The following is a 23,564-nucleotide window of genomic DNA, read 5'->3' as shown; positions in this document are numbered from 1 at the left end:
CACGTTTCCTTGGCTTCGTTATTAGCTTACCGTACTCTTGCGGAAATTATAAAACAATTATTAAATTTGATTGATAAGCAAATCTTTTAGGAGTGCGATATCGATAAGGAGCCGTTGGGAAGGGCGAGCCGGTTTGCTTATCAAAACCGGGTCAAACTAAGACTGGCAGGGTAAAGGTTGTAGCGAATGGCGATCGCGTGGCATTCAAATAGATTGTCAATAAGCTCTCAACATCTGAGCGATCGCACATTTACTTTTTTAATATGTGTATATTTTTTTTAAGGTGGCGGTTAATTGTATTTTAAAATACAGAAATAAATACTGTTTTATGGTAGTGCTGTTTTCTAAGAGTTAACTGGTTTTCATTGGTGGACTAAGATTGGCGCTTAATCGTAAGTGATTTACCAAACTAAATATTAAATCCTAAAACTTGAAATTTCAGAAGATTAGAAGTACAAGATTATGACACTTATAGTTGCAGAGAAACACATTAATTTACAAAAGTCGATCGCAGTTATTTGTAGCGCGATCGTCCTAACATTATGTGGAAGTGGACTGTCTGCTTATGCCGCCGAAACGCGATCGTCCAACAGTAGACGAACATTTGCTGATTGGTGTCGCCAAAAAGCTGATTTGAGTCCTGAAGCTAAACATACTGTTGAGGTGCTGTTGAAAAAAGCTGAGACTACAAACTGTGATGAGGCCGATCGGAAACTTTCGAGTCTCATTGAACTCGACCTCATCAACAATTCTATCAGCGACATCAAACCATTGCAATCCTTGACCAACCTGGCCGATCTAGACCTCACATTCAATCAAATCAGCGACCTCAAACCGCTAGAATCCTTAACTAATCTGAGCGATCTCGACATCAGGAGCAATAAAATCAGCGACCTCAAACCGCTAGAATCCTTAACTAACCTGACTGTACTCTCCCTCGGCGAAAATCAAATCGGTGACATCCAACCGCTAGCATCTTTGACTAACCTAAAGCGTCTAGAGCTCTGGAAAAATCAGATCGGTGACATCAAGCCGCTAGTATCTTTGACTAACCTAACTTTGCTCTGGCTCAGCGAAAATCAGATCGGTGACATCAAACCGCTAGTATCTTTGACTAACCTGACTTCACTCAACCTCAGCTACAATCAAATCGGCGACATCAAACCGCTAGTATCTTTGACTAAACTGACTTCGCTCTGGCTCGACAAAACTCAAATCGGCGACATCAAACCGCTAGCATCCTTGACTAACCTGAAACAGCTCTTCCTCTACAACAATCAGATCGGTGACATCAAGCCGCTAGCATCCTTGACTAGCTTGACTGAACTCTGGATCAACAACAATCAGATCGATGACATCAAACCGCTAGCGTCCTTGACTAACCTGACACAGCTCAACCTCAGCCACAATCAGATCGATGACCTCAAACCGCTAGCATCTTTGACTAACCTGACCGATCTCTGGCTCGACAGCAATGAAATCAACGACATCAAACCGCTAGCATCTTTGACTAACCTGACCGATCTCAGGCTCGACAGCAATGAAATCAACGACATCAAACCGCTAGCATCTTTGACTAACCTGACTTATCTCCGGCTCGTCAACAATCAGATCGGTGACATCAAACCGCTAGCATCTTTGACTAACCTGACTGAACTCTGGCTCAACGGAAATCCGATCGCTCCCAAAACTTGTCCCCTCAAACCAGAGTCTATCTGTCATTGGGAACCCTTAAATTAAATGCTAAAACTTTACAGGCGGTAGGGTGCGTCAGTGGGAAAATCCGAGTTTATCGTGCTCACCACAAGCCTGACGCACCATACAGGTTAATGGTGAATTAGTTGGGCGGGTCAAAGCGGTTGACCCAGAGAGCAACACCGATCATCGGTAGGGCTACGCCGAAGCAAATCAGCCACTGATCCAAATTCATTGGAGCCGTCTCAAATATGCGATTGACAAACGGAGAATTAGCAAAGATGATCTGCAAAATCACCGCCATGACAATTCCCACACCGAGGGCGGGAGCGCCGCTAACTTCTTCCTTAGAACCGCTAAATTTAGCAATCAAAGAAGGCAGCAACTGGCTGAGACTCAACAGGTAAAAAATTCTCCCCATTACCAAAGCTTGAATCGCCATCGTGCGGGCCAGTTCCAAGGTTCCCCAATCCGCTTGGCGTACCCATTCAAACATTCCGAAAATCAGAGTCCAATTGTAAAGAGAAATAGCGATGATCCGCTTGATCCGATTTCCGGTGAGGAAAGCTTCGTTTACCGGTCGGGGCTGCTGTTTCATGACTCCCGCTGACTTGGGCTCGAAAGCCAGAGGCACTGTCATGGTGATCGAGTTGAGCATATTCAGCCAGAGAATTTGTAGCGACAAAATCGGCAATTCTCGACCGAGGAGGGTGCTGAGCAAAATTGTCATCGATTCTCCGCCGTTGACTGGGAGAATGAAGCTAATTGCTTTGAGCAGATTTTTGTAAACAGATCGCCCTTCTTCAACAGCAGATTCGATCGACGCAAAGTTATCATCGGTAAGAATCATGTCGGCGGCTTCCTTAGAAACCTCAGTACCGCTGCCCATCGCAATCCCGATATCCGCTTGTTTCAGCGCCGGCGCGTCGTTAACGCCGTCTCCCGTCATCGCCACGATTTCGCCTTTCTGCTGCAAGGCTTCTACGATGCGGAGTTTTTGTTCTGGGGCGACGCGGGCAAAAACTGAGCCGGCTTCTACGGCTTCGCCGAGTTCCTGCTTGCTCATTTCGGCGAGTTGAGCGCCGGTGTAGGCTACAAGTTCTCTGTGGTGTTTAGTTTTGCGGAATCCCATGCGGCGGGCGATCGCCTTGGCTGTAGCGATGTGGTCGCCGGTAATCATTTTGACTTGGATGCCGGCGGTTTGACAAGCTTGGACGGCTGCGATCGCTTCTGCCCGCGGCGGGTCAATCATGCCTTGCAGTCCCAAGAAAACCAAGCCTGACTCCAAATCCGAGTGATCGACGGAATTTTGGCTTTGGGGTACTGGCTTTTTCGCTAAAGCCAAGACGCGCAAGCCTTGCTTTGCCATTTCATCGACTTGATGGTGAATTTGTTCGCGATCGACTTCTACCGGATTTCCTTGGGTATCGAGACTGGAACCGCAGCGGCCGAGAATTGATTCTACTGAACCTTTGACGTACAAAATTTTGCCAGTGGGAGTTCGGTGCAGCGTCGCCATGTATTGAAACTGAGATTCAAAGGGAATTGAATCCAGCCGCTGCATTGACTTGGACAAAATTTGCTGGCTCAAATCGGCTTTTTTGCCCGCAGCAATTAACGCTCCTTCTGTCGGATCTCCAACGACAATCCAATCATCATCTTTAAATTCCAAGTGAGAGTCGTTGCAAAGGAGTCCGGCTTGCAAACATTCTTGCAAAGTTGGAGCTTGGCTGACAGTAATTGGCAGTTGGTTGAGTTGAATTTCACCTTCGGGGCTGTATCCCGTACCCGTAACCGAGTAGGATTCGCCGCCCGAATAGATTTCTTGCACCGTCATTTGGTTTTCCGTCAAAGTTCCGGTTTTGTCGGAACAGATGACTGTAGCGCCGCCGAGGGTTTCCACTGCGGGCAATTTGCGGACGATCGCGTGGCGATTTGCCATCCGGGAAACGCCTACGGCTAGGGTGACGGTAATGACGGCGGGTAAGCCTTCGGGAATTGCGCCGACAATCAGGGCGACAGCGGGTTCGACTGCTTCTTTAAAGGCTGAAACTCCCGCTGGGACTGGCCGTCCCAATCTGACGGCGAAGGTCAAGGTTGCCATTCCCAACACGAATAACAGCCAGTTTTGACTGAATTGGTTGAATTTGCGGGTTAAGGGGGTGGTGAGGTCGATGTGCCGATCTAATAGTTGGGAGATTTTGCCGGTTTCGGTTTTATTGGCGATCGCAATTACGATGCCGCTAGCTTGGCCAAAAGTGACAAAACTGCCGGCATAGGCCATGTTATCCCGTTCTGCTAGTGGCGTTTCTTTTGGCAGAACTATGTCTCCAGATTGTCCTAATTCTTTTTCGACAGCAACAGATTCCCCGGTGAGTCCCGACTCGTCGATTTGCAAGTCGCGCACTTTCACTAATCGCAAGTCTGCTGGTACTTTGTCGCCGGAAGTCAGGATTACTAAGTCACCGACAACGAGTTCTTTGGAGGGAATTCTTAATTTTTTGCCGCCCCGAATGACTGTGGCTTCGGTGGTGACAGCTTGGGCTAGGGCTTCAATTTTTTTCTCGGCTCCAGCTTCTTGGATGAAACTAATAGTAGCGTTGGTGGTTGTTACGCCCCAAATTACGCTAGCGTTTAGCCATTCTCCGATAACTGCTTTGATTAAACCTGCACTCAGCAAGATGATCAGGAGGGGTTGGTTAAATTGCAGGATAAATTTTAACCAGGCTGGTTTCGCAGCTTTAACCGTTAGTTCGTTTGGCCCGAATTTCTGTTGGCGATGGTTGGCTTCTGTCGGTTCTAAACCGCTTTCCAGGTTGGTTTCTAAGATAGTTGCAACCTTGGATATTTCTAGGTAGTGCCAATATTGCTCTGCTACGTCTACATCGTTGGCGGATCTTGATGGCATGATTCTTCCTGAATATTTGGGGTGTCTGACGAACTTCGATCGCTCCTTAATAGGCACGCTCAATACAACTCACCGCTCGTTGGAGCGTGAATATATTGAGCGACCTAATTGTTTGTTGATTACTTTAACGGGCTGTGACTTACATCTATATTACAACGGATGTGGCCGTTTGTGGCAAGAGATTTTGGGGATTTTTTCCAGCGCTAAATCTTGTTTGGGACTTGGTGGCTAAGATGGGGAAAAGTCGATCGAGTCCCTTGACATTTTGCCAACTTTAGGTTTGGTTGAAGAAAGTCTGTTTGGGCGGGTGTTAGTTCGATCGTCCGTTACAGAAGAGGATTTGTTTAAGGGCAGAAATTCGATCGTCCTAGCTTTCGCGATGCCATCGCCTGCGAACACTTTGACTTGGATGCCGACTGTTTGACAAGCTGGGAGGGCAGCGAGCTCAATTCATGACTCAATGCTATCAATTGCTCGTCTGCTATCCCAAAAAACTGAGCACCCTTTAGACCATTGAATTGAGATTTTGGGCTGCATCGTTCAATTGTTGAGTGCCTACTTTGGTTTGAGTAATACCACTAGCGGTTTCTTTTGCTGCTAGGTTGAGGCTGTTCATCGCATCCACTACTTGTTTAATCGCAACTGCTTGTTGTTGAGCAGTTAGAGAAATTTGTTGATTGTTCAATACCACATTGTTAACAGCATTTGCTACTTCCGAGAAAGCTGCTGCCGTTTCTTGACTGATTTTTGTTCCTTCTTCTACTGTTTTAGTACCTTCCTTTGTCACCGTTACAGTGGAATTTATCGCATTCTTGATATCATCGACTAGGCGGTTAATTTTCTCTGCTGATTTCTTACTTTTATCTGCTAGTTTGCGGATTTCTGTGGCTATGACAGTAAAACCTTTGGCGTTTTCGCCCGCCCGGACTGCTTCTACTGAGGCATTCAGTGCCAGCATATTTGTTTGATTGGCTAAATCTGTGACATCAGTAGAGATATTGCCAATCTGATGGGTTTGTTGGCTCAATTGCAGAATTTGTGCCGCGATTGCCCCGACATTTTCTTTCAAAATTATCATCGATTCCAGGGTTTGCTCCACTGCTAGGGTTCCCTTTTCAGTGATCTGTAAAGCTTGGCGTGCAGATTCCGCACCAGCTTGGGCTTGCTGGGCTGATTGTTGGGAAGCAGCGCCCAACTCATCCATTGTGATTGTAGTTTGATTTACAGAGCTAGATTGCTGTGCGGCTGTGCGTTCCTGCTGTTCAACTGTGGCAGCAATCTCTGTGGAAGAACTAACAATCATATTGACGGACTGATTCAGTGTCTCTGCAATTCCTGAAGCAATCCACCGAGCGATCGCAATTGCCATAATCGCTGCTAAAGCCGTGCTTAAAATCACCACTGTACTCAGGAACTGCAAAGCTTGAATCTGTTTCTTTTCTTGAGCGAATAAATTACTTTCCTCGGTTCTTTGAAACTCCTTAGCGATAGCATCAACCTGACGAAGCTTTGGTACAATTTGGCTCTTCCATAAGTTAAGTCCATTGTCTTGCTTACCTTGGTCAACCAAAGAAAAGGCTTGGTTATAGCCTTTGTCTATCTTATCTTGTAAGACATTCATTTCCTCTAGCCGCTGGCGCTGCTGTGGATTTTGAACCCGCTTCAGTAAATCCTGATAGAATTCGTCAAAGCTCTTTACCGCATTATTGTATTCAGTTAAAAAATCACTATCTTTTGCCAAAAAATACCCGCGAGCAGATTTTTGCATACCTGCAAATCCTAGCTGTTGCTCTTTCAAATCTATAACAACAGCATGAGAATTATTTAGCAATTTTCCTTTTTCTTCTACCTCTTTAGCATTAAAAAAAACCAAAGTAGCTGCTCCAACTGAAAGCAAAATCGGTATGGAATATCCCCACAGGATACGCTGTCTTAATTTGGTCGCTTTGAAGTTAATCATCGAAAATTTTCCTTATTGTTACAAAAAATCACTTAATCGCCTTCAAAGCAATAGGAACTGCATATCCGAGTAACATCAGGTTTCTCAGCTTTAAATTGGCAAACATGGCAATATCTCCTTTTAGGTTAGGTAGCTAAATTATCTGATTCTCAACCCTTTATTCAGACTCATCAAAAAAATATGGCAAAACTTAATATCCAAAATCGATGCAGGTCAAAGTTTTTAGGCTTGAGGATTGTTTTGCCTGCTTCGATTTTGGATAAATCCTGTTTATTCGATTGTAGCGGGTAATGGAGGAACAAAGCCCAAACATCGTCAAATTCTCTCCCCCACTCGGACTCCCTCCAACTCTTGATTGGGGTGTAAGTCGATCGCATAAATGTTACAACCTAGTTAAGCGATCAAATTCTGAACTTATGGAAATATTTGTGACGCTGGTGCTGGGTTCGGTGATGTTACTCTGGGGAATGCGGTTCGGGCGGGTGTTAGTTCGATCTGGAGTAACGGCTAACGATTTGTTTAAGGGCAGAAATTCGATCGCCCTAGCTTTTTTGGGTTTTTATATTGCCTTGCTGCTACTGGCTCTAAATCTGCCTCAAATGCCAGCTTTGCCGATCGAGTGGCGCTTTCACGGGATGCGAGTTACTTGGACTTTGCTACGAGTCATGTTGATGGGAGTCTGCGGTATTGGTTTTAGTATAAGTTGGTTTACCGCGCGATCGCAAGTAATCGCAGTAATTTTAATTTGCTTGTTAGGATTCGGAGGATTTACAGGCGCTGAAAACTATTTTATGGCGCCCATTTACGCTGATTTAATAGATAATTTGCTGCCCAACGGTGTATTTCGACAAACATCTAACAGCAGTTGCGCGCCGGCGGCGCTAGCAACAGTGTTGAGACGTTGGGGAATCGAGGCGACGGAATCGAGTGTAGCGCGTTTTGCCGGCACGAGTCGCTTGGGAACTTCCATGCCTCAGTTAATAATAGCAGCAAGAGCTTTGGGCGTAAATGCGATCGAACTGGCGCCAACTTGGGAGCAAATTCAGCAAATTAATCGCCCCGGAGTGCTAGCAGTTTGGCTGTTTGACGGCCCTCGGAAGCTACCGCACGCGGTGGCTTTGCTGGGAATGAATGACAGTATTGCTGCAATTGGAGACCCGGCGCGGGGCAGGATTTTCTATTTAGATAGGGCAACTTTTGCCCAGATTTGGCGCGAGGAATACGTGCCGATTTTTCGGTCGGCGGATATCTTGTTAAGCGATCGGCAAGCTATTGACTATTTGAGTAAATTAGGATATAATTCGGGTAATTTGCTCGCAGATATTGAGCGCTTTCAAAAAGACAAAAAATTAAAAATCAGCGGCCAATTAGACCGGATGACGGAGTTAATGTTGAGCGGCAGTTTTTTGGAAGGAGTTCCCCGATTGGATGGGAAATAGTTATGGGAAATCATCCAACGCAGAGGCACTCTTGACCTGCAGAAAATAGGAATTATGCGGTTTTTATTCAAACAATCTTTGAGTTCTTCGTTCCTAGCGATCGCAAATATTCGATCGCCCCAGCAGACGATCGACGATCGCACCTTCGTAGCATAGCTGCATGAAATTACCCATATAACCGTAGGCAGTTGCATCTAATTCCTCCTCTATTTTAGGCGTTGCAGAATTTGAGGAGGATTCTTGTGGGGAGTAGGGTTAGGCGTCCCGCCTGCTGTGAAAATACACGCCTTCGGGGTACGAGAGTCGATGCCACAAAACCATCAAAATCATCCCGCAATTACGAAACACCCTATTTTTAGAGTCGATCGCACTTTGGCCACGCCTCACCGTTTTTGACAATTGGGAACAGTTGAATCGCTCATTTTAGGATCGGAAAGTTTAACTTCCCATCCATTTGAATTCCACCAATTAACTCGCTGATTTGGCTGAATCCAGAAGTTTAGCTGCGCGATTTTTCCATCCTCAAATCTGAGTTTTGGAAAGGTAGGATAACTGGTATCATCGGTTTCGCGGTAAGTGCGTCCCAGGTAATTAATGCAGGTTGTTAATCCCTCAGCAATTCCCACTTCTTCCACTCCAGTTCCCTTCAATTTCGCATCATCGTAGCTGAAAGAACCGTTGAATGAATTGCCGGCTAACCTGCCTTTGGTAACAGTGACGGTGAAATCGTAGGTGACGGGAACTGCGCCGGCTTTGGTTGCAGTTAAAGATGCGATCAGAAGAGTCGTGGCGATCGCCAGCGAGAGTTTTGAAATTGCTTGCACACTCGCCTCCCGAAAAAGAACAACACTATAAATTTCGCTTTCAGCCATCGGGAAACTCCTTAACTACGCTTCTCTCGTAAGTGATTTACCGGATATGATATCATAAGTAATCAGTTAAAGGCGATCGCAGCAGAGTGCCAAGCGAACAAAAATTACCGCCTCTGGTTAATCCTGTATACTTTTTTTGCACTGAAAACCCCAAGATAAAAAACTCGTCTTTAATCGCCCAAAATTAACTCACTAGATTTAACCACATTCATTCCCGCAGCCGCAAATTTTTGATAAGCTGCATCTGCTTGTTCCGTAAAATCCACAACACCCGGAACAACCACAGGCGAAGTGCAATCTTCCAACAAATAAACCTTCTTTGCCAAATTCGGATCTCGCGTCAAAATTTCCGTTAACAAATCATCAATTGTCCAAGCAACGCAGTGACTTTTGGCTTGTCCGGCAATAATTACTGCATCAAAATCGAGCAATTTATCAATAAACTTAGAATTTTTTTCCGCAATCGGATTGCCGTCGAATCCATCTAAAACTTCTGGCCGCAAAACAGAATAGTTTTCTGTCAGTGGATTCCCGCCTTTGATTTCAAAAACTGCTTGGCTGTTGCGGGCTATAGTATGAAAAAATACTGCTTCTTCCACCGCAGAAACCAGCGCGTGTCCGATGCCGCCCAGCATCGAGTGATAGGGCCAAATTGTCAGGGGATATTTCCCATCGTCGCTGAGTTTTTTGACGTAGTGGAAAGCCTGTTTTTCGAGTGCTGAAAAATTGCCCCCGCTGATGCTATCGGCGACGGCGGGATTGACTTTCCAAATGCCTTTTTGGACATCTTCAAATGTAATAGAAGTTGCGGCTGGTAGGGGGTGTTCGCCAGCTTCGTTTATCCAAAAAATTGGATGAAAAATTTGCATGGCGGTGTGGGTATCCATTGTGGGCGCAATGGTTGTAATTGCGTTTAAATTGCGGTAAATAAATTCGCACAGCCGCAGGTTGTCATCAACTGCACCGCTACCGGAACGCCCGCCCACAAATAGTTCAAATTCAGGCAAGCAAAAGGTATTTTGGGCATCAATTATCAGCAAACAAATGCGGTTTTTGTCGCTGGATGCTGGCTGGATGCTGTGCTGCTTTGCCCAATCTTGCGCTTGGACGGCACGTTCTCGATAGGGGACTCGCCAGAATTCGCCTACTTTTTTGGGGTCGAAATGTTCGGGGATGGGAAGTTGGGCTTTTGGTGTCATGACGATAGCTTTTAGGATCGTTTACAGTAATAATTTAAGTTGGAAGTATAATGCTGATAAATATTTGCGGGTGAATCATGGCCAAAGAACGAATCCAAGATTATGCTAGGGTAAAATTTAAACGCATAGTGTTGTTTTTTTCGATCGCCCTTTTGCTCGCTCTTTTAATTGTAGCAACTAGATATGCCTACGTTCAAGATGTTTTGAGAGCTGTGTTAATGCGGATCGAGGATTTAGGGTGGTGGGGGCCGGTGGCTTTTGTAGCTACTTACAACTTGGCTACTGTGCTGTTTGTACCGGGTTCGGTGCTGACGCTGGGAGGGGGGGCAATTTTTGGTTTGTGGTGGGGTTCGGTTTACGTCTTTGTGGCGTCCATTTTAGGTGCTGTATTTGCTTTTGCGATCGGGCGCTATTTGTGCCGCGATCGCGTGGTAAAATATATGGAATCTCACCCCAAGTTTAAAGCTCTCGATCGCGCAGTTTCCCAACAAGGATTAAAAATAGTTTTTTTGACTCGTCTTTGTCCTTTATTTCCTTTCAATTTATTGAATTACGCTCTGGGAATTACTCAGGTTTCTTTGAAAGATTACGTGCTGGGTTCCTTTGGCATGATACCGGGTACAATTATGTACGTTTACTCGGGTTCTTTGGTGGGAGAGGTTGCTGCGATAGGCGCGATATGTCAGTCCACAAGTCCCCAAACAGAAGCAGCAAAATGGTCGCTCAATATCCTCGGTTTTATTGCTACTGTCGCTGTTACTGTATTTGTCACTCGGATAGCCAGCCAAGCTTTGGAAGAAAGTATTTAATTAGGAGGATTTGCCAATGCTGCCGTCAAAAGTCGATCGCGTAACTGTCCCCCCGATGGACGAACACAACCAGAAATTAGTCTCCTATTTGCATCCGCCCGATTGGGTAAATCCGCAGCCGGCTAGTTCTTATAATTTAGTAGTAATTGGCGCGGGGCCCGCTGGATTAATTGTTGCTGCCGGTGCCGCAGGTTTGGGCGCGAAAGTTGCTTTGATTGAAAAACATTTGATGGGCGGCGACTGTTTGAATGTCGGTTGTGTGCCGTCAAAAGCTTTAATTCGATCGTCCCGCACAGTCGGCGAGATCTGGAATGCCAGTAAATTTGGCCTTCATATTTCTAACGGTGCAGAAGTGGATTTTGCCGCTGTGATGGAACGGCTGCGCCGCATCAGGGCGGGAATCAGCGATGTTGATTCTGCTGAACGCTACCAGTACAAATTAGGAGTTGATGTTTTTTTAGGTTCGGGTCGTTTTACTAGCAACAATACAGTAGAAGTTGCAGGTCAAACTCTCCGGTTTAAAAAAGCAGTAATTGCCACAGGTGCAAGGGCGTTACAACCACAAATTCCCGGCTTACAAGAATCTGGATATCTGACAAATGAAACTGTTTTTAACCTCACGGAAAAACCGCAACGTTTGGCAGTAATTGGCGCAGGGCCGATCGGCTGCGAATTGGCTCAAGCCTTTCGCCGGCTGGGTTCGGAAGTTGTGTTGCTGCACAAAAATGCTCAGATTTTAGACAAAGAAGATGCGGATGCTGCTAAAATCGTGCAGCAGGCTTTTGTACGCGAAGAAATTCAACTAATACTAGAATCTAAAATAGAGCGCGTTGAAAAAACAAATGCAGGCAAAGTAATTTATTATAAATATCAAGATAAGGAAGCATCGGTAATAGTAGATGAAATTATTGTGAGTACAGGGCGATCGCCTAACGTGGAAGGATTGAATCTGGAGGCTGTGGGCGTTGAATACGATACACAAACAGGCGTATTTGTCAACGATAATTTGCAAACTACTAATCCCCGCATTTATGCCGCTGGGGATATTTGCATGAAACATAAATTTACTCACGCGGCTGATTTTGCCGCGAGAATGGTAATTCAAAACACTCTATTTTTCGGGCGCAAAAAGCTCAGCGCTTTGACGATACCTTGGTGTACTTACACAGACCCGGAAATTGCGCGCGTCGGAATTGGCAAACACGAGGCTAAGGAAAAAGGCCTTGATATCGATACATTTTTAATTCCTTTCAGTCAAGTCGATCGGGCAATTATTGACGGCGAAGAGGAAGGATTTGTGAAAGTTCACGTCAAAAAAGGCAGCGATAAAATATTAGGTGCAACTATTGTAGCGCGACACGCTGGTGATATGATTAGCGAAATTACTTTAGCAATGGTTAATAATATTGGTTTAGGAAAAATTGCTAGCACAATTCACCCGTATCCGACACAAGCTGATGCAATTCGGAAAGCGGGAGATGCTTACAATCGCACTCGTTTGACGCCGTTTGTGAAAAATTTGTTTAACCGCTGGCTGGCTTGGACGCGATAGATAAATAATTGTGGAACAGGCATCTTGCCTGTTCATTATCGGCTTTTATGGGCGGCGTCGAAGCCCAACCCCTACTCTCCACAAGAAAATTCACTCTCTGTGGAACAGGCCAGAAAGCGTGTTCAGGAAAGAGGTGCAAAATGAAGGGTGTTTTTATGCTTCTGTTTCTGTTTTTGTTTCAAATCCAACACCTTCATACAAAAGTGCGATCGGCAAATCAAACCCAATAGTTGATAAAGTGATAATCTCCCCAGCAGTGTAAGAATAGTACAGCCACGTTCTCCCCTCTCCCCGACAGTAACGCTCAACAAAAATCTTTTGTGAATCAATCAAGATATACTCTTGCAAAGTCGGAATTTTTAGGTAACAAGTGAATTTTTCATCCCGATCTTTAGCACTTGTACTGGGAGAAAGAACTTCCACAATGATTTTAGGATTCTGAATGAAATTGCGCGAATTAATGTCTTCTGGATCGCAACTGACTATCACATCAGGGTAGTAGTAACGGCTTTGAAAGTTAACTTGCAATTTCACATCTGACACGTTCATCCGACAGCCTATGGAACGCAGATGCGGGCGTAATGCAGTGTAAAAGTTAAGTGCAAGATCGTTATGAGGAATTGTACTGCCCGTCATGGCAAAAACTTCGCCGTTGACATATTCGTGGCGAATCTCTTGTTGAGCTTCCCATTCGAGATATTCCTCAACGGTCATTTTTTGGGCTGGTTGGGGAATGGATATCATAACAAAATTTTTGTCAATGTTACTTTGATTGTAGCATTAGGAGTTGGGAGATACCCGCGCCAAAAAACCCGGTCTTAAAAATCCCCTTCATCTACTTGGAATACCGTCAATCCCAAGCCTCTCCACATATCAACAACTTGCTGGCGATCGTCCAACACAAACTTAACATTATATTTTCCTGCAATATGCTGCCGATAAAATTCTTCCTTCATAATCGCATCCTTCCTCATATCTCCGGTTTTCCGCATATAAAGAGCGGCATAATTGACCTCATACTGCTGCAACCATTTTTCCGTTTGAGGCTGACAGTCGTCTGTGCGGCCCGACACTACAATAATATGGGCGCTGGACTGCCACTTGCGAACTGTATCTAAGACGGGCTGATTGGGCAAATCGCGATCGCACCTCGAAGCATCAAAAGGATTTCTGCCGTTGAGAAGCGCCAGCGTACCGTCCATATCTACAATAATTGCATCCGGCAAATCCGGGTTATATTCCGGTGGCTCAACGGGAACCCGCACATACTTATTGTACATTTTCATGATCACATCTTTCCCCACCGAATTAAGCCTTTTCAAATCCCGTTTAATACATTCCTCCACCGGAACTTGTAGGAAAGAATCATTAACTTCGACAACAGCTTTACCTTTAACTAACTCCTTGATATGCTCGATGTGAGGGCCAAAATTAGTATCATCAACAATGACGTGTTTGCCACTTTCCAAAGCCATCAAAATAATCGTATCTCTCAGCTTCACAATAAACTTTTCATTCGCCGGCGACCAATGAGAAGCGTGAGCCATTTCTCTGAGCAAATCTTTATTGCTACGCACCCACTTTGCAGGTTCAGACAGCAGCAATTCCCTAGCAAATTGAGATTTTCCAGAAGCAGGTAAACCGACAAGTACAATAACTCTTTTCATGGTAAGTATAAGGAAGTTCGGCAACGGATTCTGTAACGGATGTAACGGATGTCAGGAAGAAGGAAGAAGGAATAATGCTCATACAGCAAGATTTTTAGCTACCTGTATCTTAGGCTTAATTAGCTGCATTTACTTCTTTATTCTGTCACCTAAATATAATTTTAATTTTCGTTCGTAGTGAGGATTTTAGTCCTCCTTCAAGAAACGACTGTAGTCGTTACTACAAACCTAGATGGATGTAATCTAAACCCAATAGCTCCTCTATTTTATGGATCGTAACATCACGGAGAGCTTCTTTCACTCCCGCAACTCTTCGGGCTCGCAAAGAAAACAAAATTCCGGAATACGGCAAATGTTTCACAGCTAATGCAAAATCTTTCTGAATTTCGATATGTTGGTGCTGTCGGTAAGCTTCCTCGATTTCTTCAACCAAAGATTGATATTTGTCCTTAACTTGTTGATACAACTCACTCCACTCAGGAAAATAAGTTAAAAACTCTTCTCCTTCATTAGTTAAAACAATTTCTATCAGGCGGCGGGTCGAAAACCCTTCGCGCAGATGGGAAATCGCGACATATTGCGGAGACTTAACTTTAACTCGGTTGAAGTTAGCGTCGCAGATAATATACCCTTCCGAATCCATCGGGTCTAAATGTTGAGCCGCTTCGATAACTTCTTTCCAGCTAGTTAAAGGATAGGATGCTACCAATTCCCAGCCGTATTTATTAGCCCAAAGACTCGGGTCTGTTTCTAGCAGCGTTTGAGTGTTGCGAACCCCGTGCAGCACGATTTGATTTTTTTGTTGCTGGACAACTATTCTATTGTAAGGCGTCATCAACTCAAAGATAAAACACTCGTCTGTTTCTTGTGGCAATTGATATCCCAATTCTTGCCATACTTTCCAAAAAAGTTCGGCAAAGCTGAACCCAAAACCATTAACTTCGCCGGCGGCGTCGGGAGTGCCGCTAGATTGCACTCTCCATTCTCCCTTGTAAAAATACAGTACAGTCAGAGAACCGTCTAGTTTTTCGTAAACTTTGGCATTTGTCCAATCAATTGCAGCAGCGTGAATTTCTCCGTAATTAAAAAATTTGTCGTAGGGATAAGAAACTATCTGCCAATCTTGAGATGAATCTAAAATAATGCCTCGGCACTGCTGGACTATTTTTTCGCCCAATGGAGATTCTATCTGCGAGTATTTCAGACAGACTATATCGGGATATTGGCGGTGGCGGGTAACTTTGATATGATAAGTTTCGGACAAAGTTTCCAATCCGTGCTGGCGCAAATACTCTTGCAGTTCCACGATCGACTCCTAAATTGCTCGCCTTCTCTATATTATAGATGACTCCATATTCTGGCAACCTTGTCAAGATAGTCAAAAAACATTTCTCCCGGAAAAGCGAGTGTTAATTTGGTATTTTGAATTATGGTTGTACATAAGTGAATGCGGTTCGCCGCCAAACTAAACTCTTGGAATATTAAGGTAAAATACCGTGAGGAAGAAATTATTACTTTTGGCTACTTCTGCTGGTGTATTAACTGCTTTAGTACCTCTCTCTGTTGTTTTTGGAGCTTCACAACTGTCGCAGCGACAATCGGGAACAACACAAATTGCTCAAGGAGGCACTGCGTTTCCGGTAAATGAAATTTTGCGAAAGTTAAAAGGCAAAACGCAAGTGCCTATTTTTATTCCCAGCAGGATTCCGGTTCCGCAAAAAATGTACTATCCAACTACAGCACAAGCAAACAGCTATAGTATTTCAATCGAGTATAAACCCGATTGCGGCGGTACGACTGTTTGCACTTTTGGGTCAATTGAAGGTCAAAAAGGCGGCGAGTTTACTACAAAACTAGAAGGGGTAACTAAGACGTTAAAAAATGTCAAGCTTGCGGGCGGAGTGAAAGGAGTTTTTCATAACGGTTGCGGGGCTTACTGCACAGCAACTCTTCAGTGGAAAACTCAGGGTTTTATGTATACCGTCGCCATTAAGAACGGACGAGAATCTGATTTAATTTTAATAGGAAATTCTGCTATTCAAGCTGGGAAGCGTTAAGTTTAGCAGTCGGGGAGGCACAACTTCTATATGTAGGGTGCGTAAGGACGCACCTTACCGTTATTGTATGATATATCTTAACTCGCACTCGCCTCTTACAAGATGCTATATTTTTTTGCGCTTACCTACTTAGGGAGAAATGAGGATGAGGGGAAGATGGCTATTTGCGGCGATTTTTGCTTGTGCGGTGACTGCTTTTACGATTCCCTACCCTTCGGGAACCCCTGCGGGGAACGGGATAGCTTCGCTTCACGCACCTTTGATACCAAACTCAGCGTTAGCCAGAAATGAACTCCCGATTACAGAAATCCGCTGGTTTAATTATTCCCCTGAAGATAGCTGGCAACCGATACAATTTATTGTACCCGATCGCAACACTGCAAAATCGGCCGACCGCCGTAAGTTGCGGTTGTACGATGTTCATATTGCCAAGATGTTTGAGATTTCTCATTTTCTCTGCGATCGCGATCGTGCTTCTGAGGGTTACAATTGGTCTTATCAAGCGGAAAATGGTAATATTGAGATGGGACGCTTCAAAATTAGCTGCAATCTCGCCCGTTCCATAGCCACAGCTTACGGCTTAGGCAAACCAGAAATTACAGTGATTCGCCGCAGCTTCAACCTGAAAAATGGTCGCCCTTCTTTTTCCATAGAAAAATACTCTATTCCCACTTTTAACATTGCTAAAAATAGAGTTGTGCAGTGGAGGGATTTTGTGCAGAAGTTTCCCCCAATCCCCGATAACTCAGGTGCAAACCAAGCTAACAGTCGTTTTCCTGCGAGTAACATTTCTAGACAAATCAAAGGCAAAACGCGAGTGCCTGTTTTTCTTCCGAGTAGACTTCCTTTATCTGACGTTCAGCAACTTGATTTTGATGTGCAAGCCGGTGCCCACGGTTACATTGTGGGAATGTATTTAGGCAAAGGATGCCGGGCAGCATCCTGTTATTTCGGCACAATCGAAGCTAAAAGAAATGAACCGTTTTCGCCTCCTTCGCGATTGCCACAGGATACTTATAGAAGCATTGAATTGGCAGGTGGCATCAGGGGAATTTATTTCAATAATTGCGGTGCTTACTGCACTGCTTTTGTTGAGTGGCAAAGGCTGGGGGTGCTGTACCGAGTCACAAGGAAAAACGCACGGCAGCAAGAAGTTGTGCAAATAGCAAATTCTGCACTTCAAGCAGGGCAGCGTTAATACCATTTTAGATTTTAGATTTTAGATTTTAGATTTGGTAATGGCTATCACTAGACTCCAATTGCATTCATTTGCAAACAATCTATAAATTATCTGCGTTTATCTGCCTTGCATCTGCGGTAGATCGATGGGAGATATATGCAATAAGTCTACTTTTTATGCTAAGCTATTTGGTGGCTTTATAAATAAGATCGCAATTGCGATCGCCCTTTTCCCCTTCCCACTACATTTCTCTCTCCAAATCTCGCAACCTTTGAGCTAATTCTTTCTCGCTGCAGCTAAGCTAACTCCTCATGTCAACCAGGTTCATCCGGCTCGACCCTAGGTAAATCTTACATCGCCGCCAGCGTTTGCTTCGGAATGTCGATCGCCCCCGTGCCAGCGACGCCCCATGCAGGATGGGAAACATCATCAAGGGTTACGGCTGCTGGCGGTCATACGATTTTAGATTTTAGATGGGCAATGGCTTATTATGTAAAGGTTTGGAGCTTGCCTACCATTGCATCCTTTTTTCACACAGGCGGTCAAAACCTGGTATTTCTATTTTATCGCCCGAATTATCCCAACCAGCAATTAAAGTCCCCACCTGCGGTACGCTAGATCAGGTGAATATATTGGCTGATTTCAAGCTATCCTCCGATCGATCTTATGTCCCCAACCACATCTGCCCCTTCCCGAACCGTTCGCATCGGTTCCCGCAAAAGCCAACTCGCTCTCGTGCAAACCCACTGGGTGCAAGAACAGCTACAGAAACACTTCCCGGAACACACTTTTGAAGTCCACACCATGTCCACCCAAGGGGACATAATTCTTGATGTCGCCCTCGCTAAAATTGGCGATAAAGGACTTTTCACCAAAGAATTAGAAACGGGGATGATTAACAATGAAACGGACTTTGCCGTTCATTCCCTCAAAGATTTGCCTACCAATTTGCCCGAGGGTTTAATTTTAGGATGCGTCACCGAACGGGAAAATCCCGCTGACGCCCTGGTAGTTCACTCCAAGCATAAAGACAAGCAACTAGACACCCTGCCAGAAGGTTCAGTAATCGGCACTTCTTCCCTGCGGCGGCTAGCTCAACTGCGACACCATTTCCCTCATTTTGAATTTAAAGATATTCGCGGCAATCTCAATACTAGACTCGCTAAATTAGATGAGGGCGGTTACGACGCGATTATTTTAGCAGTGGCCGGCCTCGAAAGATTGGGAATGGGCGATCGCATCCACCAAATTATCCCTGCAGAAATCTCCCTTCACGCCGTCGGACAAGGTGCTTTGGGCATCGAATGCCGCGCCGGAGACACAGAAATCATGTCAGTGATTAAAGCTCTCGAACACTCGGAAACCGCCCAAAGATGTTATGCTGAACGCGCATTCCTGCGGGAATTAGAAGGTGGCTGTCAAGTCCCAATCGGCGTCAATACCAAAATAGAAAACGGTCAATTAACCTTAACCGGAATGGTATCGAGTCTCGATGGCAAGCGATTCGTCAAAGATACTGTTTCCGGCGCCGCCGAGACTGCTGAAATGCTGGGAATTGACCTCGCTCACCGACTGCGCCAACAGGGTGCTAGTGCAATTTTGGAGGAAATATTTGTCCAAGTTCAACGTGGTTCCTAAAACCGCTCCGCATCTCTTGGTCAATGCTTTTAGATGCGATATATCGCCTTTTGTACAATAATAAAAATAACAGGCGTTTCGCGGCAAAACAGATAGAATAGCAGTCTGATTGTAGATTGTTGATGGGATTTTAGGTAGGACTTGCGCGATAGATTTCAAAAATATCTGACTAATTTAGGACGCTCCGCACGGGTGTTAAGCAACCCGGTTTCTGATGTAAGTCTCGCTGTATAGCCCAAGATTTATGGTAAAAACCGGTTTTTTTTCGTAAGTCCTATAATTCTTAATCTACCCATTCACAATCTACAATCAAACATCCAAAATTAATCAGCAATTTATTTCAGGTAAAAGCCAAATATGAGCGCTAGAGAAATTCAATTAAAGCTGGAATTGAAAAAGGTTCAGCAACTTTATAGCAAAATGCAGGCCGACCAACAAGCTTTGCAGAAGCAATTGAAAGAGTTCAAAACTCAAGCAGGAAATTTTTCGGATGTAGTCGAGCAAGTCTTGCCGTCCGTAGTGTCAATTTACGTCATGGATTGGGATACAGAAGAAGAGATTTCTTCAGGGAGCGGGTTCTTTGTATCGCCGGACATAATTGTCACGAACTATCACGTTGTAGAAGATATTGCCGATCAAGATTACTTTTATGAAGAAGATGAAGTCGAACAGGTTTTAGTGGAAACTCACGACGGAAAATTGAGATTGGCAGAGGTGGTGTTTACTGGTAATGCTGAAGAAGATTTAGCATTACTCTTAATTAGCGATTTTATTTTCGACCCGAACACAGGGGAACAAGTGGACTCTCCCCAAGAATATCCTCCCCTAGAGTTGTCTTTTGATGTGAAAGTGGGAGATAGAGTAATTGCTGTGGGCAATCCTTTGGGGCAGTTTGCTTCAACTGTAACTCAAGGTATTGTGAGTGCAATTCGCGAACCCGAGGAATATGAAGAAGGCGACGACGAAGAAGATGATGTTGGTGAGGTGAAGGTGTTGCAAACTGATGCGGCGATTAATCCTGGAAATTCCGGCGGGCCGCTGATTAATATGGCAGGTCAAGTGGTTGGGGTGAATACGTGGGGATGGGAAGATGCTGATAATATTAATTTGGCGATCGCCTCTGAAGCTTTGGATGATTTTCTAGCGGGATTTGAGGAGACTTTTGAGGACAATTCTCAGAATTAGTCGGGAGTTATCCGTAATATGTGATTCGGGCGATCGCCCTTTTTCTCAGAGGGGACGGAAAAGGTGATCGCTATTTGCTTAATTATATACTGATGGCTTTGCGTGCAGTTTTACTAATGCGTAAAGGTGAGCAGACTGCATACAATTTTTGATGTTTACCGTCCCTCAGAAAGTGACAGATAAATTTGATTAGATCGTGAAAATTATCGCGGGAGAAGAGTACGGGCGATCGCACTTTCATCCCCCGCCACTGTTACCTCAAAAAGCGATCGCTCTCTTTTTTATTGCAGATGAACCGACGCAGATCTGAGAAGAGGGATCGAAAATTATTTATTTGGCACGATCGCGTTAATATTGTGACGCTCCCCATTTAAACTTAATCTAGACTAACAATCTCAAGGAACACAAAAAAATAATGCGTATTTTATTTGTATCCGCCGAAGCAGCACCCCTCGCTAAAGTGGGCGGTATGGGCGATGTCGTCGGCGCTTTGCCGAAATTTCTGCGGCGCATGGGCCACGATGTCCGCATCTTCATGCCCTACTACGGTTTCGTTCCCGACAAAATGGATGTTCCCAAAAAACCTGTTTGGGATGGGTCTGCCATGTTCCAAAGCTTCTCGGTCTTTGAAAGTGTTTTGCCGGGAACCGATGTACCTTTATACTTATTACAACATCCATCTTTCTTGCCACGCCGCGTTTACGGCGGTTTAGATGAAGATTGGAGGTTCACTTTCTTTGCCAATGCTGCGGCTGAATTTGCCTGGAATCATTGGAAGCCACAAATTATCCACTGTCACGACTGGCATACGGGGATGATACCTGTTTGGATGAGTCAAGACCCCGATATCAGCACGGTTTTTACTATTCACAATTTAGCTTATCAAGGGCCGTGGCGCTGGCGTTTGGAGCAGATGACTTGGTGTCCTTGGTATATGCAAGGTCACAATACAATGGCGGCCGCAGTACAGTTTGCCGATCGAGTAAATACAGTTTCACCGACTTACGCCGAGCAAATCAAAACCCCAGCTTATGGGGAAACTTTGGAAGGTTTGCTGTCTTACCTCGGCGGTAAAGTATCGGGCATTTTGAATGGAATTGATACAGAATCTTACAACCCCGCCACTGACAAGTACCTCCATCAACAATTTAGTGTTGATACTATTGAAAAGCGCCCCGCTAATAAAATTGCGCTGCAAGAAGAAGTCGGTTTGGAAGTGAATAAAAATGCTTTTTTGATCGGCATGGTGACGCGGCTGGTAGAACAGAAGGGATTGGATTTGATAATTCAAATGCTAGATCTGTTCATGGCCTATACCGACGCTCAATTTATTGTACTCGGAACGGGCGATCGCTACTACGAAACCCAACTCTGGCAAATGACAGCCCGCTATCCCGGTCGGATGTCCACCCAACTACTTTACAACGAGGCCCTCTCCCGGCGCGTTTACGCAGGCTGCGACAGCTTCCTGATGCCCAGTCGTTTCGAGCCCTGCGGCATCAGCCAAATGCTCGCCCTCCGCTACGGGTGCGTGCCAATGGTTCGCCGCACCGGCGGTTTAGTAGATACCGTTTCCCACAACAACCCGATCGACAATACTGGTACAGGTTACTGTTTCGATCGCTACGAACCCCTCGATTTGTTCACCTGCATGATCAGAACTTGGGAAGGTTTCCGCTACAAAGATAAGTGGAGAGAACTGCAACAGCGTGGCATGAGAGAAGATTTTAGCTGGGATATTTCGGCCCGGAAATACGTCAACTTGTACAGCGATATTTTGGGACTGCCGCCCGAAGGAATCGCACCGGAACAAGAACCAGAATTGATCGTTGGTAAAGGTTAATTTTAGTAAGGTGCGTCAGTCGGTGTTTGATTCAACTGAATCGAAGGGCGATCGGCTGACGCACCCTACAGCTTAGTAAGGTGCATGAGTCAGTTTTTGATTCAATTTAATCGATCAACTGAATACTGACACATTAATCCACAAATAAATCGAGAGGTAAATGACCGTAAGTACCAGTAACTCCACCTTCTGAGGCAGATTGACACGAAATCAAAACGCCCCGGTAAGTTCCGGGATAGCCGTCAACATAATACGACCCCTTCAAAGTATTGAACTTAATATAAACCGAACCAGCAAAGGTCGAGACAGCATTGGGATCTAAAACCACTTGATATCCCAATCCTTTCAAATAAGCTTCTAAAGCTAAAAACCCCTCATCCGTCGAATCAGCGCACACTCCCAACATTTGATAATCCGACAAACTTGCTACCAGCAAAACCGCTTGACGGAGTGCCTTTTTTTCCAGCAGCGATGCTACCGATTGCATATCCAGACAAGTGAAATCCTTGAGTATTTGCTGTGCTTCTTCAACAGTTAGGGTAGTCGGGTTTTGAGTAGACATGAATTGCTCTGATATTTCCCAAAATTACGATCGACACTCGGCTACTCGTCAACGAATTTCTGCCCTTGCAACCCTCGATCGACGGCGGTAACACTTGCACAAGTCCTGATTATAGCTGATTGTGTGGTCTGGCAATCAATTCTGGCGATCGTCTTCGAGGGCTTCGCCAACGTCCATATCGCCGCAGAAAAAAGCTAGTAGTTTTTACCCGCGTTTTCAAGTTTAGATCAGTCCGCGTTTTTTTAGCTTTGCTAGGGCATCTTCAGCCGCATTTTTCTCAGCATCTTTTTTGCTTTTGCCTTTACCTTCTCCATAGAGTTTCTCTGCGACATAAACTTTAGCGAGAAATTCCGGCTTGTGAGGGGTTCCTCCTGCTTGGATGGTCACGTATTTGGGCGGAGTGGTGTCACCGTTGGCTTGTACCCATTCCTGAAAGCGATTTTTCGAGTCTACAGTTGATCGAGTTTCCACAACATTTTCGGGAACAGAATCAAACATTTGTTGTACAAACTGGCGAACTTTGTCCATATCTTGCGTGTCCAGATAGTAAGCGCCAATAAATGCTTCAAAAGTGCTACTGAGCAAATTTGGATTGGTAATCCCACCTTCTCGATAAGCTCCTTTTCCGAGCCGCATTTTTAAGTCTAAACCTATTTCAGTAGCAAATCTGGCTAATTGTTTTTCATCTACTAATGCAGAACGCCGACGAGTCAGTTGGTCTTCTCCCATTTCTGGATGACGCTGATAGAGATATTCGCCGCTGAGAAAAGTCAGCAAAGCATCGCCGAGAAATTCTAAGCGTTCGTTGTCTTCTTCGCGGAATGTGGGGTTTTCGTTGACGTAGGAACGGTGGGTGAGCGCTTGGCGCAGCAGTTTTTCATGGTGGAATTCGGGAATGGCTATTTCTATCTCTTGTGTTGGATTAGTTAATGGCATAAGAGTTTTGTAATGATTATTGTTTGCGGACTTTTGTGTTGTTAGGTGGACATAAAATAGCC

Annotated in this window: 21 protein-coding genes; 12 read left to right on the top strand and 9 right to left on the bottom strand. The window is 44.9% G+C overall.

The features are described 5' to 3' along the window. Positions 1–462 precede the first annotated feature (462 nt). Positions 463–1,740, top strand: a complete 1,278-nt coding sequence (locus QUA53_RS15580) for a leucine-rich repeat domain-containing protein (protein ID WP_333098257.1) — start codon at positions 463–465, stop codon at positions 1,738–1,740. A gap of 97 nt (positions 1,741–1,837) precedes the next feature. Here QUA53_RS15580 and QUA53_RS15575 read toward each other — a convergent pair whose 3' ends face one another. After that, entirely contained in the window at positions 1,838–4,603 is a 2,766-nt protein-coding gene (locus tag QUA53_RS15575; RefSeq protein ID WP_333098256.1) for an HAD-IC family P-type ATPase, read from the bottom strand. On the opposite strand from QUA53_RS15575, the gene QUA53_RS15570 reads away from it, so the two are divergent. Beyond that, positions 4,602–4,835: a hypothetical protein gene (locus QUA53_RS15570; protein ID WP_333098255.1), complete on the top strand. Its 234-nt coding sequence runs from the start codon at positions 4,602–4,604 to the stop codon at positions 4,833–4,835. The two genes, QUA53_RS15575 and QUA53_RS15570, sit on opposite strands and share 2 nt — an antisense overlap. Before the next feature lie 48 nt (positions 4,836–4,883). Then, positions 4,884–5,027, top strand: coding sequence for a hypothetical protein (locus QUA53_RS15565; RefSeq protein ID WP_333248943.1), 144 nt, complete (start codon positions 4,884–4,886; stop codon positions 5,025–5,027). A gap of 81 nt (positions 5,028–5,108) precedes the next feature. Here the strand turns inward: QUA53_RS15565 and QUA53_RS15560 are convergent, their stop codons facing one another. Next, positions 5,109–6,563: a methyl-accepting chemotaxis protein gene (locus tag QUA53_RS15560; protein ID WP_333098251.1), complete on the bottom strand. Its 1,455-nt coding sequence runs from the start codon at positions 6,561–6,563 to the stop codon at positions 5,109–5,111. A 416-nt stretch (positions 6,564–6,979) separates the two neighbouring features. On the opposite strand from QUA53_RS15560, the gene QUA53_RS15555 reads away from it, so the two are divergent. Further along, entirely contained in the window at positions 6,980–8,002 is a 1,023-nt protein-coding gene (locus QUA53_RS15555; RefSeq protein WP_333098249.1) for a cysteine peptidase family C39 domain-containing protein, read from the top strand. 383 nt (positions 8,003–8,385) lie between these two features. Here the strand turns inward: QUA53_RS15555 and QUA53_RS15550 are convergent, their stop codons facing one another. After that, on the bottom strand, positions 8,386–8,874 hold the full coding sequence (locus QUA53_RS15550) for a hypothetical protein (protein ID WP_333098248.1): 489 nt from the start codon (positions 8,872–8,874) through the stop codon (positions 8,386–8,388). Positions 8,875–9,044: 170 nt separating this feature from the next. After that, a complete protein-coding gene (locus tag QUA53_RS15545; protein ID WP_333098247.1) occupies positions 9,045–10,073 on the bottom strand; it encodes an isochorismatase in 1,029 nt (342 codons plus the stop codon). 77 nt (positions 10,074–10,150) lie between these two features. On the opposite strand from QUA53_RS15545, the gene QUA53_RS15540 reads away from it, so the two are divergent. Beyond that, positions 10,151–10,882, top strand: a complete 732-nt coding sequence (locus QUA53_RS15540) for a TVP38/TMEM64 family protein (protein WP_333098246.1) — start codon at positions 10,151–10,153, stop codon at positions 10,880–10,882. A 16-nt stretch (positions 10,883–10,898) separates the two neighbouring features. Beyond that, a complete protein-coding gene (locus QUA53_RS15535; protein WP_333098244.1) occupies positions 10,899–12,434 on the top strand; it encodes a mercuric reductase in 1,536 nt (511 codons plus the stop codon). A gap of 153 nt (positions 12,435–12,587) precedes the next feature. On the opposite strand, the gene QUA53_RS15530 is transcribed toward QUA53_RS15535, so the two are convergent. The 3 genes from QUA53_RS15530 to QUA53_RS15520 all read right to left on the bottom strand — a co-directional run bounded on the left by QUA53_RS15530 (position 12,588) and on the right by QUA53_RS15520 (position 15,407). Beyond that, on the bottom strand, positions 12,588–13,178 hold the full coding sequence (locus tag QUA53_RS15530; protein ID WP_333098243.1) for a Uma2 family endonuclease: 591 nt from the start codon (positions 13,176–13,178) through the stop codon (positions 12,588–12,590). A gap of 74 nt (positions 13,179–13,252) precedes the next feature. Beyond that, positions 13,253–14,101 (bottom strand): phosphatase domain-containing protein, encoded by an 849-nt coding sequence (locus tag QUA53_RS15525; RefSeq protein WP_333098241.1) that lies wholly within the window; start codon positions 14,099–14,101, stop codon positions 13,253–13,255. Positions 14,102–14,321: 220 nt separating this feature from the next. Further along, positions 14,322–15,407, bottom strand: a complete 1,086-nt coding sequence (locus QUA53_RS15520; RefSeq protein ID WP_333098240.1) for a T4 RnlA family RNA ligase — start codon at positions 15,405–15,407, stop codon at positions 14,322–14,324. Between the two features lie 190 nt (positions 15,408–15,597). Between QUA53_RS15520 and QUA53_RS15515 the strand changes: the two genes are divergently transcribed. The 6 genes from QUA53_RS15515 (at position 15,598) to glgA (ending at position 22,004) form a co-directional block, all read left to right on the top strand. After that, positions 15,598–16,158: a hypothetical protein gene (locus QUA53_RS15515; protein ID WP_333098239.1), complete on the top strand. Its 561-nt coding sequence runs from the start codon at positions 15,598–15,600 to the stop codon at positions 16,156–16,158. A gap of 145 nt (positions 16,159–16,303) precedes the next feature. After that, positions 16,304–17,356, top strand: coding sequence for a hypothetical protein (locus QUA53_RS15510; RefSeq protein ID WP_333098237.1), 1,053 nt, complete (start codon positions 16,304–16,306; stop codon positions 17,354–17,356). 360 nt (positions 17,357–17,716) lie between these two features. After that, entirely contained in the window at positions 17,717–17,956 is a 240-nt protein-coding gene (locus tag QUA53_RS15505) for a hypothetical protein (protein ID WP_333098236.1), read from the top strand. A 48-nt stretch (positions 17,957–18,004) separates the two neighbouring features. After that, positions 18,005–18,976, top strand: a complete 972-nt coding sequence (gene hemC, locus QUA53_RS15500) for a hydroxymethylbilane synthase (RefSeq protein ID WP_333098233.1) — start codon at positions 18,005–18,007, stop codon at positions 18,974–18,976. 357 nt (positions 18,977–19,333) lie between these two features. Further along, positions 19,334–20,161: a S1C family serine protease gene (locus QUA53_RS15495; RefSeq protein ID WP_333098231.1), complete on the top strand. Its 828-nt coding sequence runs from the start codon at positions 19,334–19,336 to the stop codon at positions 20,159–20,161. Between the two features lie 415 nt (positions 20,162–20,576). After that, positions 20,577–22,004 carry a glycogen synthase GlgA gene (gene glgA / locus QUA53_RS15490; RefSeq protein ID WP_333098229.1) on the top strand — a complete coding sequence of 476 codons (1,428 nt, stop codon included), beginning with the start codon at positions 20,577–20,579 and terminating at the stop codon, positions 22,002–22,004. Between the two features lie 133 nt (positions 22,005–22,137). Here glgA and QUA53_RS15485 read toward each other — a convergent pair whose 3' ends face one another. Both QUA53_RS15485 and rnc read right to left on the bottom strand, forming a co-directional pair. Next, positions 22,138–22,566, bottom strand: a complete 429-nt coding sequence (locus QUA53_RS15485; protein WP_333098227.1) for a DUF1824 family protein — start codon at positions 22,564–22,566, stop codon at positions 22,138–22,140. Positions 22,567–22,788: 222 nt separating this feature from the next. After that, a complete protein-coding gene (gene rnc / locus QUA53_RS15480) occupies positions 22,789–23,502 on the bottom strand; it encodes a ribonuclease III (RefSeq protein WP_333098225.1) in 714 nt (237 codons plus the stop codon). Between the last annotated feature and the right edge of the window lie 62 nt (positions 23,503–23,564).

The sequence above is a fragment of the Microcoleus sp. Pol12B3 genome, from assembly GCF_036701355.1.
Classification (GTDB): Bacteria; Cyanobacteriota; Cyanobacteriia; order Cyanobacteriales; family Microcoleaceae; genus Microcoleus.
This window is presented reverse-complemented; position numbering and strand designations above follow the sequence as displayed.

Coding starts and splice junctions, on each gene's coding strand:
- QUA53_RS15580 (WP_333098257.1), top strand. CDS start 463: ATGACACTTATAGTTGCAGAGAAACACATTAATTTACAAAAGTCGATC.
- QUA53_RS15570 (WP_333098255.1), top strand. CDS start 4,602: ATGATTCTTCCTGAATATTTGGGGTGTCTGACGAACTTCGATCGCTCC.
- QUA53_RS15575 (WP_333098256.1), bottom strand. CDS start 4,603: ATGCCATCAAGATCCGCCAACGATGTAGACGTAGCAGAGCAATATTGG.
- QUA53_RS15560 (WP_333098251.1), bottom strand. CDS start 6,563: ATGATTAACTTCAAAGCGACCAAATTAAGACAGCGTATCCTGTGGGGA.
- QUA53_RS15555 (WP_333098249.1), top strand. CDS start 6,980: ATGGAAATATTTGTGACGCTGGTGCTGGGTTCGGTGATGTTACTCTGG.
- QUA53_RS15550 (WP_333098248.1), bottom strand. CDS start 8,874: ATGGCTGAAAGCGAAATTTATAGTGTTGTTCTTTTTCGGGAGGCGAGT.
- QUA53_RS15545 (WP_333098247.1), bottom strand. CDS start 10,073: ATGACACCAAAAGCCCAACTTCCCATCCCCGAACATTTCGACCCCAAA.
- QUA53_RS15540 (WP_333098246.1), top strand. CDS start 10,151: ATGGCCAAAGAACGAATCCAAGATTATGCTAGGGTAAAATTTAAACGC.
- QUA53_RS15535 (WP_333098244.1), top strand. CDS start 10,899: ATGCTGCCGTCAAAAGTCGATCGCGTAACTGTCCCCCCGATGGACGAA.
- QUA53_RS15530 (WP_333098243.1), bottom strand. CDS start 13,178: ATGATATCCATTCCCCAACCAGCCCAAAAAATGACCGTTGAGGAATAT.
- QUA53_RS15525 (WP_333098241.1), bottom strand. CDS start 14,101: ATGAAAAGAGTTATTGTACTTGTCGGTTTACCTGCTTCTGGAAAATCT.
- QUA53_RS15510 (WP_333098237.1), top strand. CDS start 16,304: ATGAGGGGAAGATGGCTATTTGCGGCGATTTTTGCTTGTGCGGTGACT.
- QUA53_RS15505 (WP_333098236.1), top strand. CDS start 17,717: ATGTCGATCGCCCCCGTGCCAGCGACGCCCCATGCAGGATGGGAAACA.
- hemC (WP_333098233.1), top strand. CDS start 18,005: ATGTCCCCAACCACATCTGCCCCTTCCCGAACCGTTCGCATCGGTTCC.
- QUA53_RS15495 (WP_333098231.1), top strand. CDS start 19,334: ATGAGCGCTAGAGAAATTCAATTAAAGCTGGAATTGAAAAAGGTTCAG.
- glgA (WP_333098229.1), top strand. CDS start 20,577: ATGCGTATTTTATTTGTATCCGCCGAAGCAGCACCCCTCGCTAAAGTG.
- QUA53_RS15485 (WP_333098227.1), bottom strand. CDS start 22,566: ATGTCTACTCAAAACCCGACTACCCTAACTGTTGAAGAAGCACAGCAA.
- rnc (WP_333098225.1), bottom strand. CDS start 23,502: ATGCCATTAACTAATCCAACACAAGAGATAGAAATAGCCATTCCCGAA.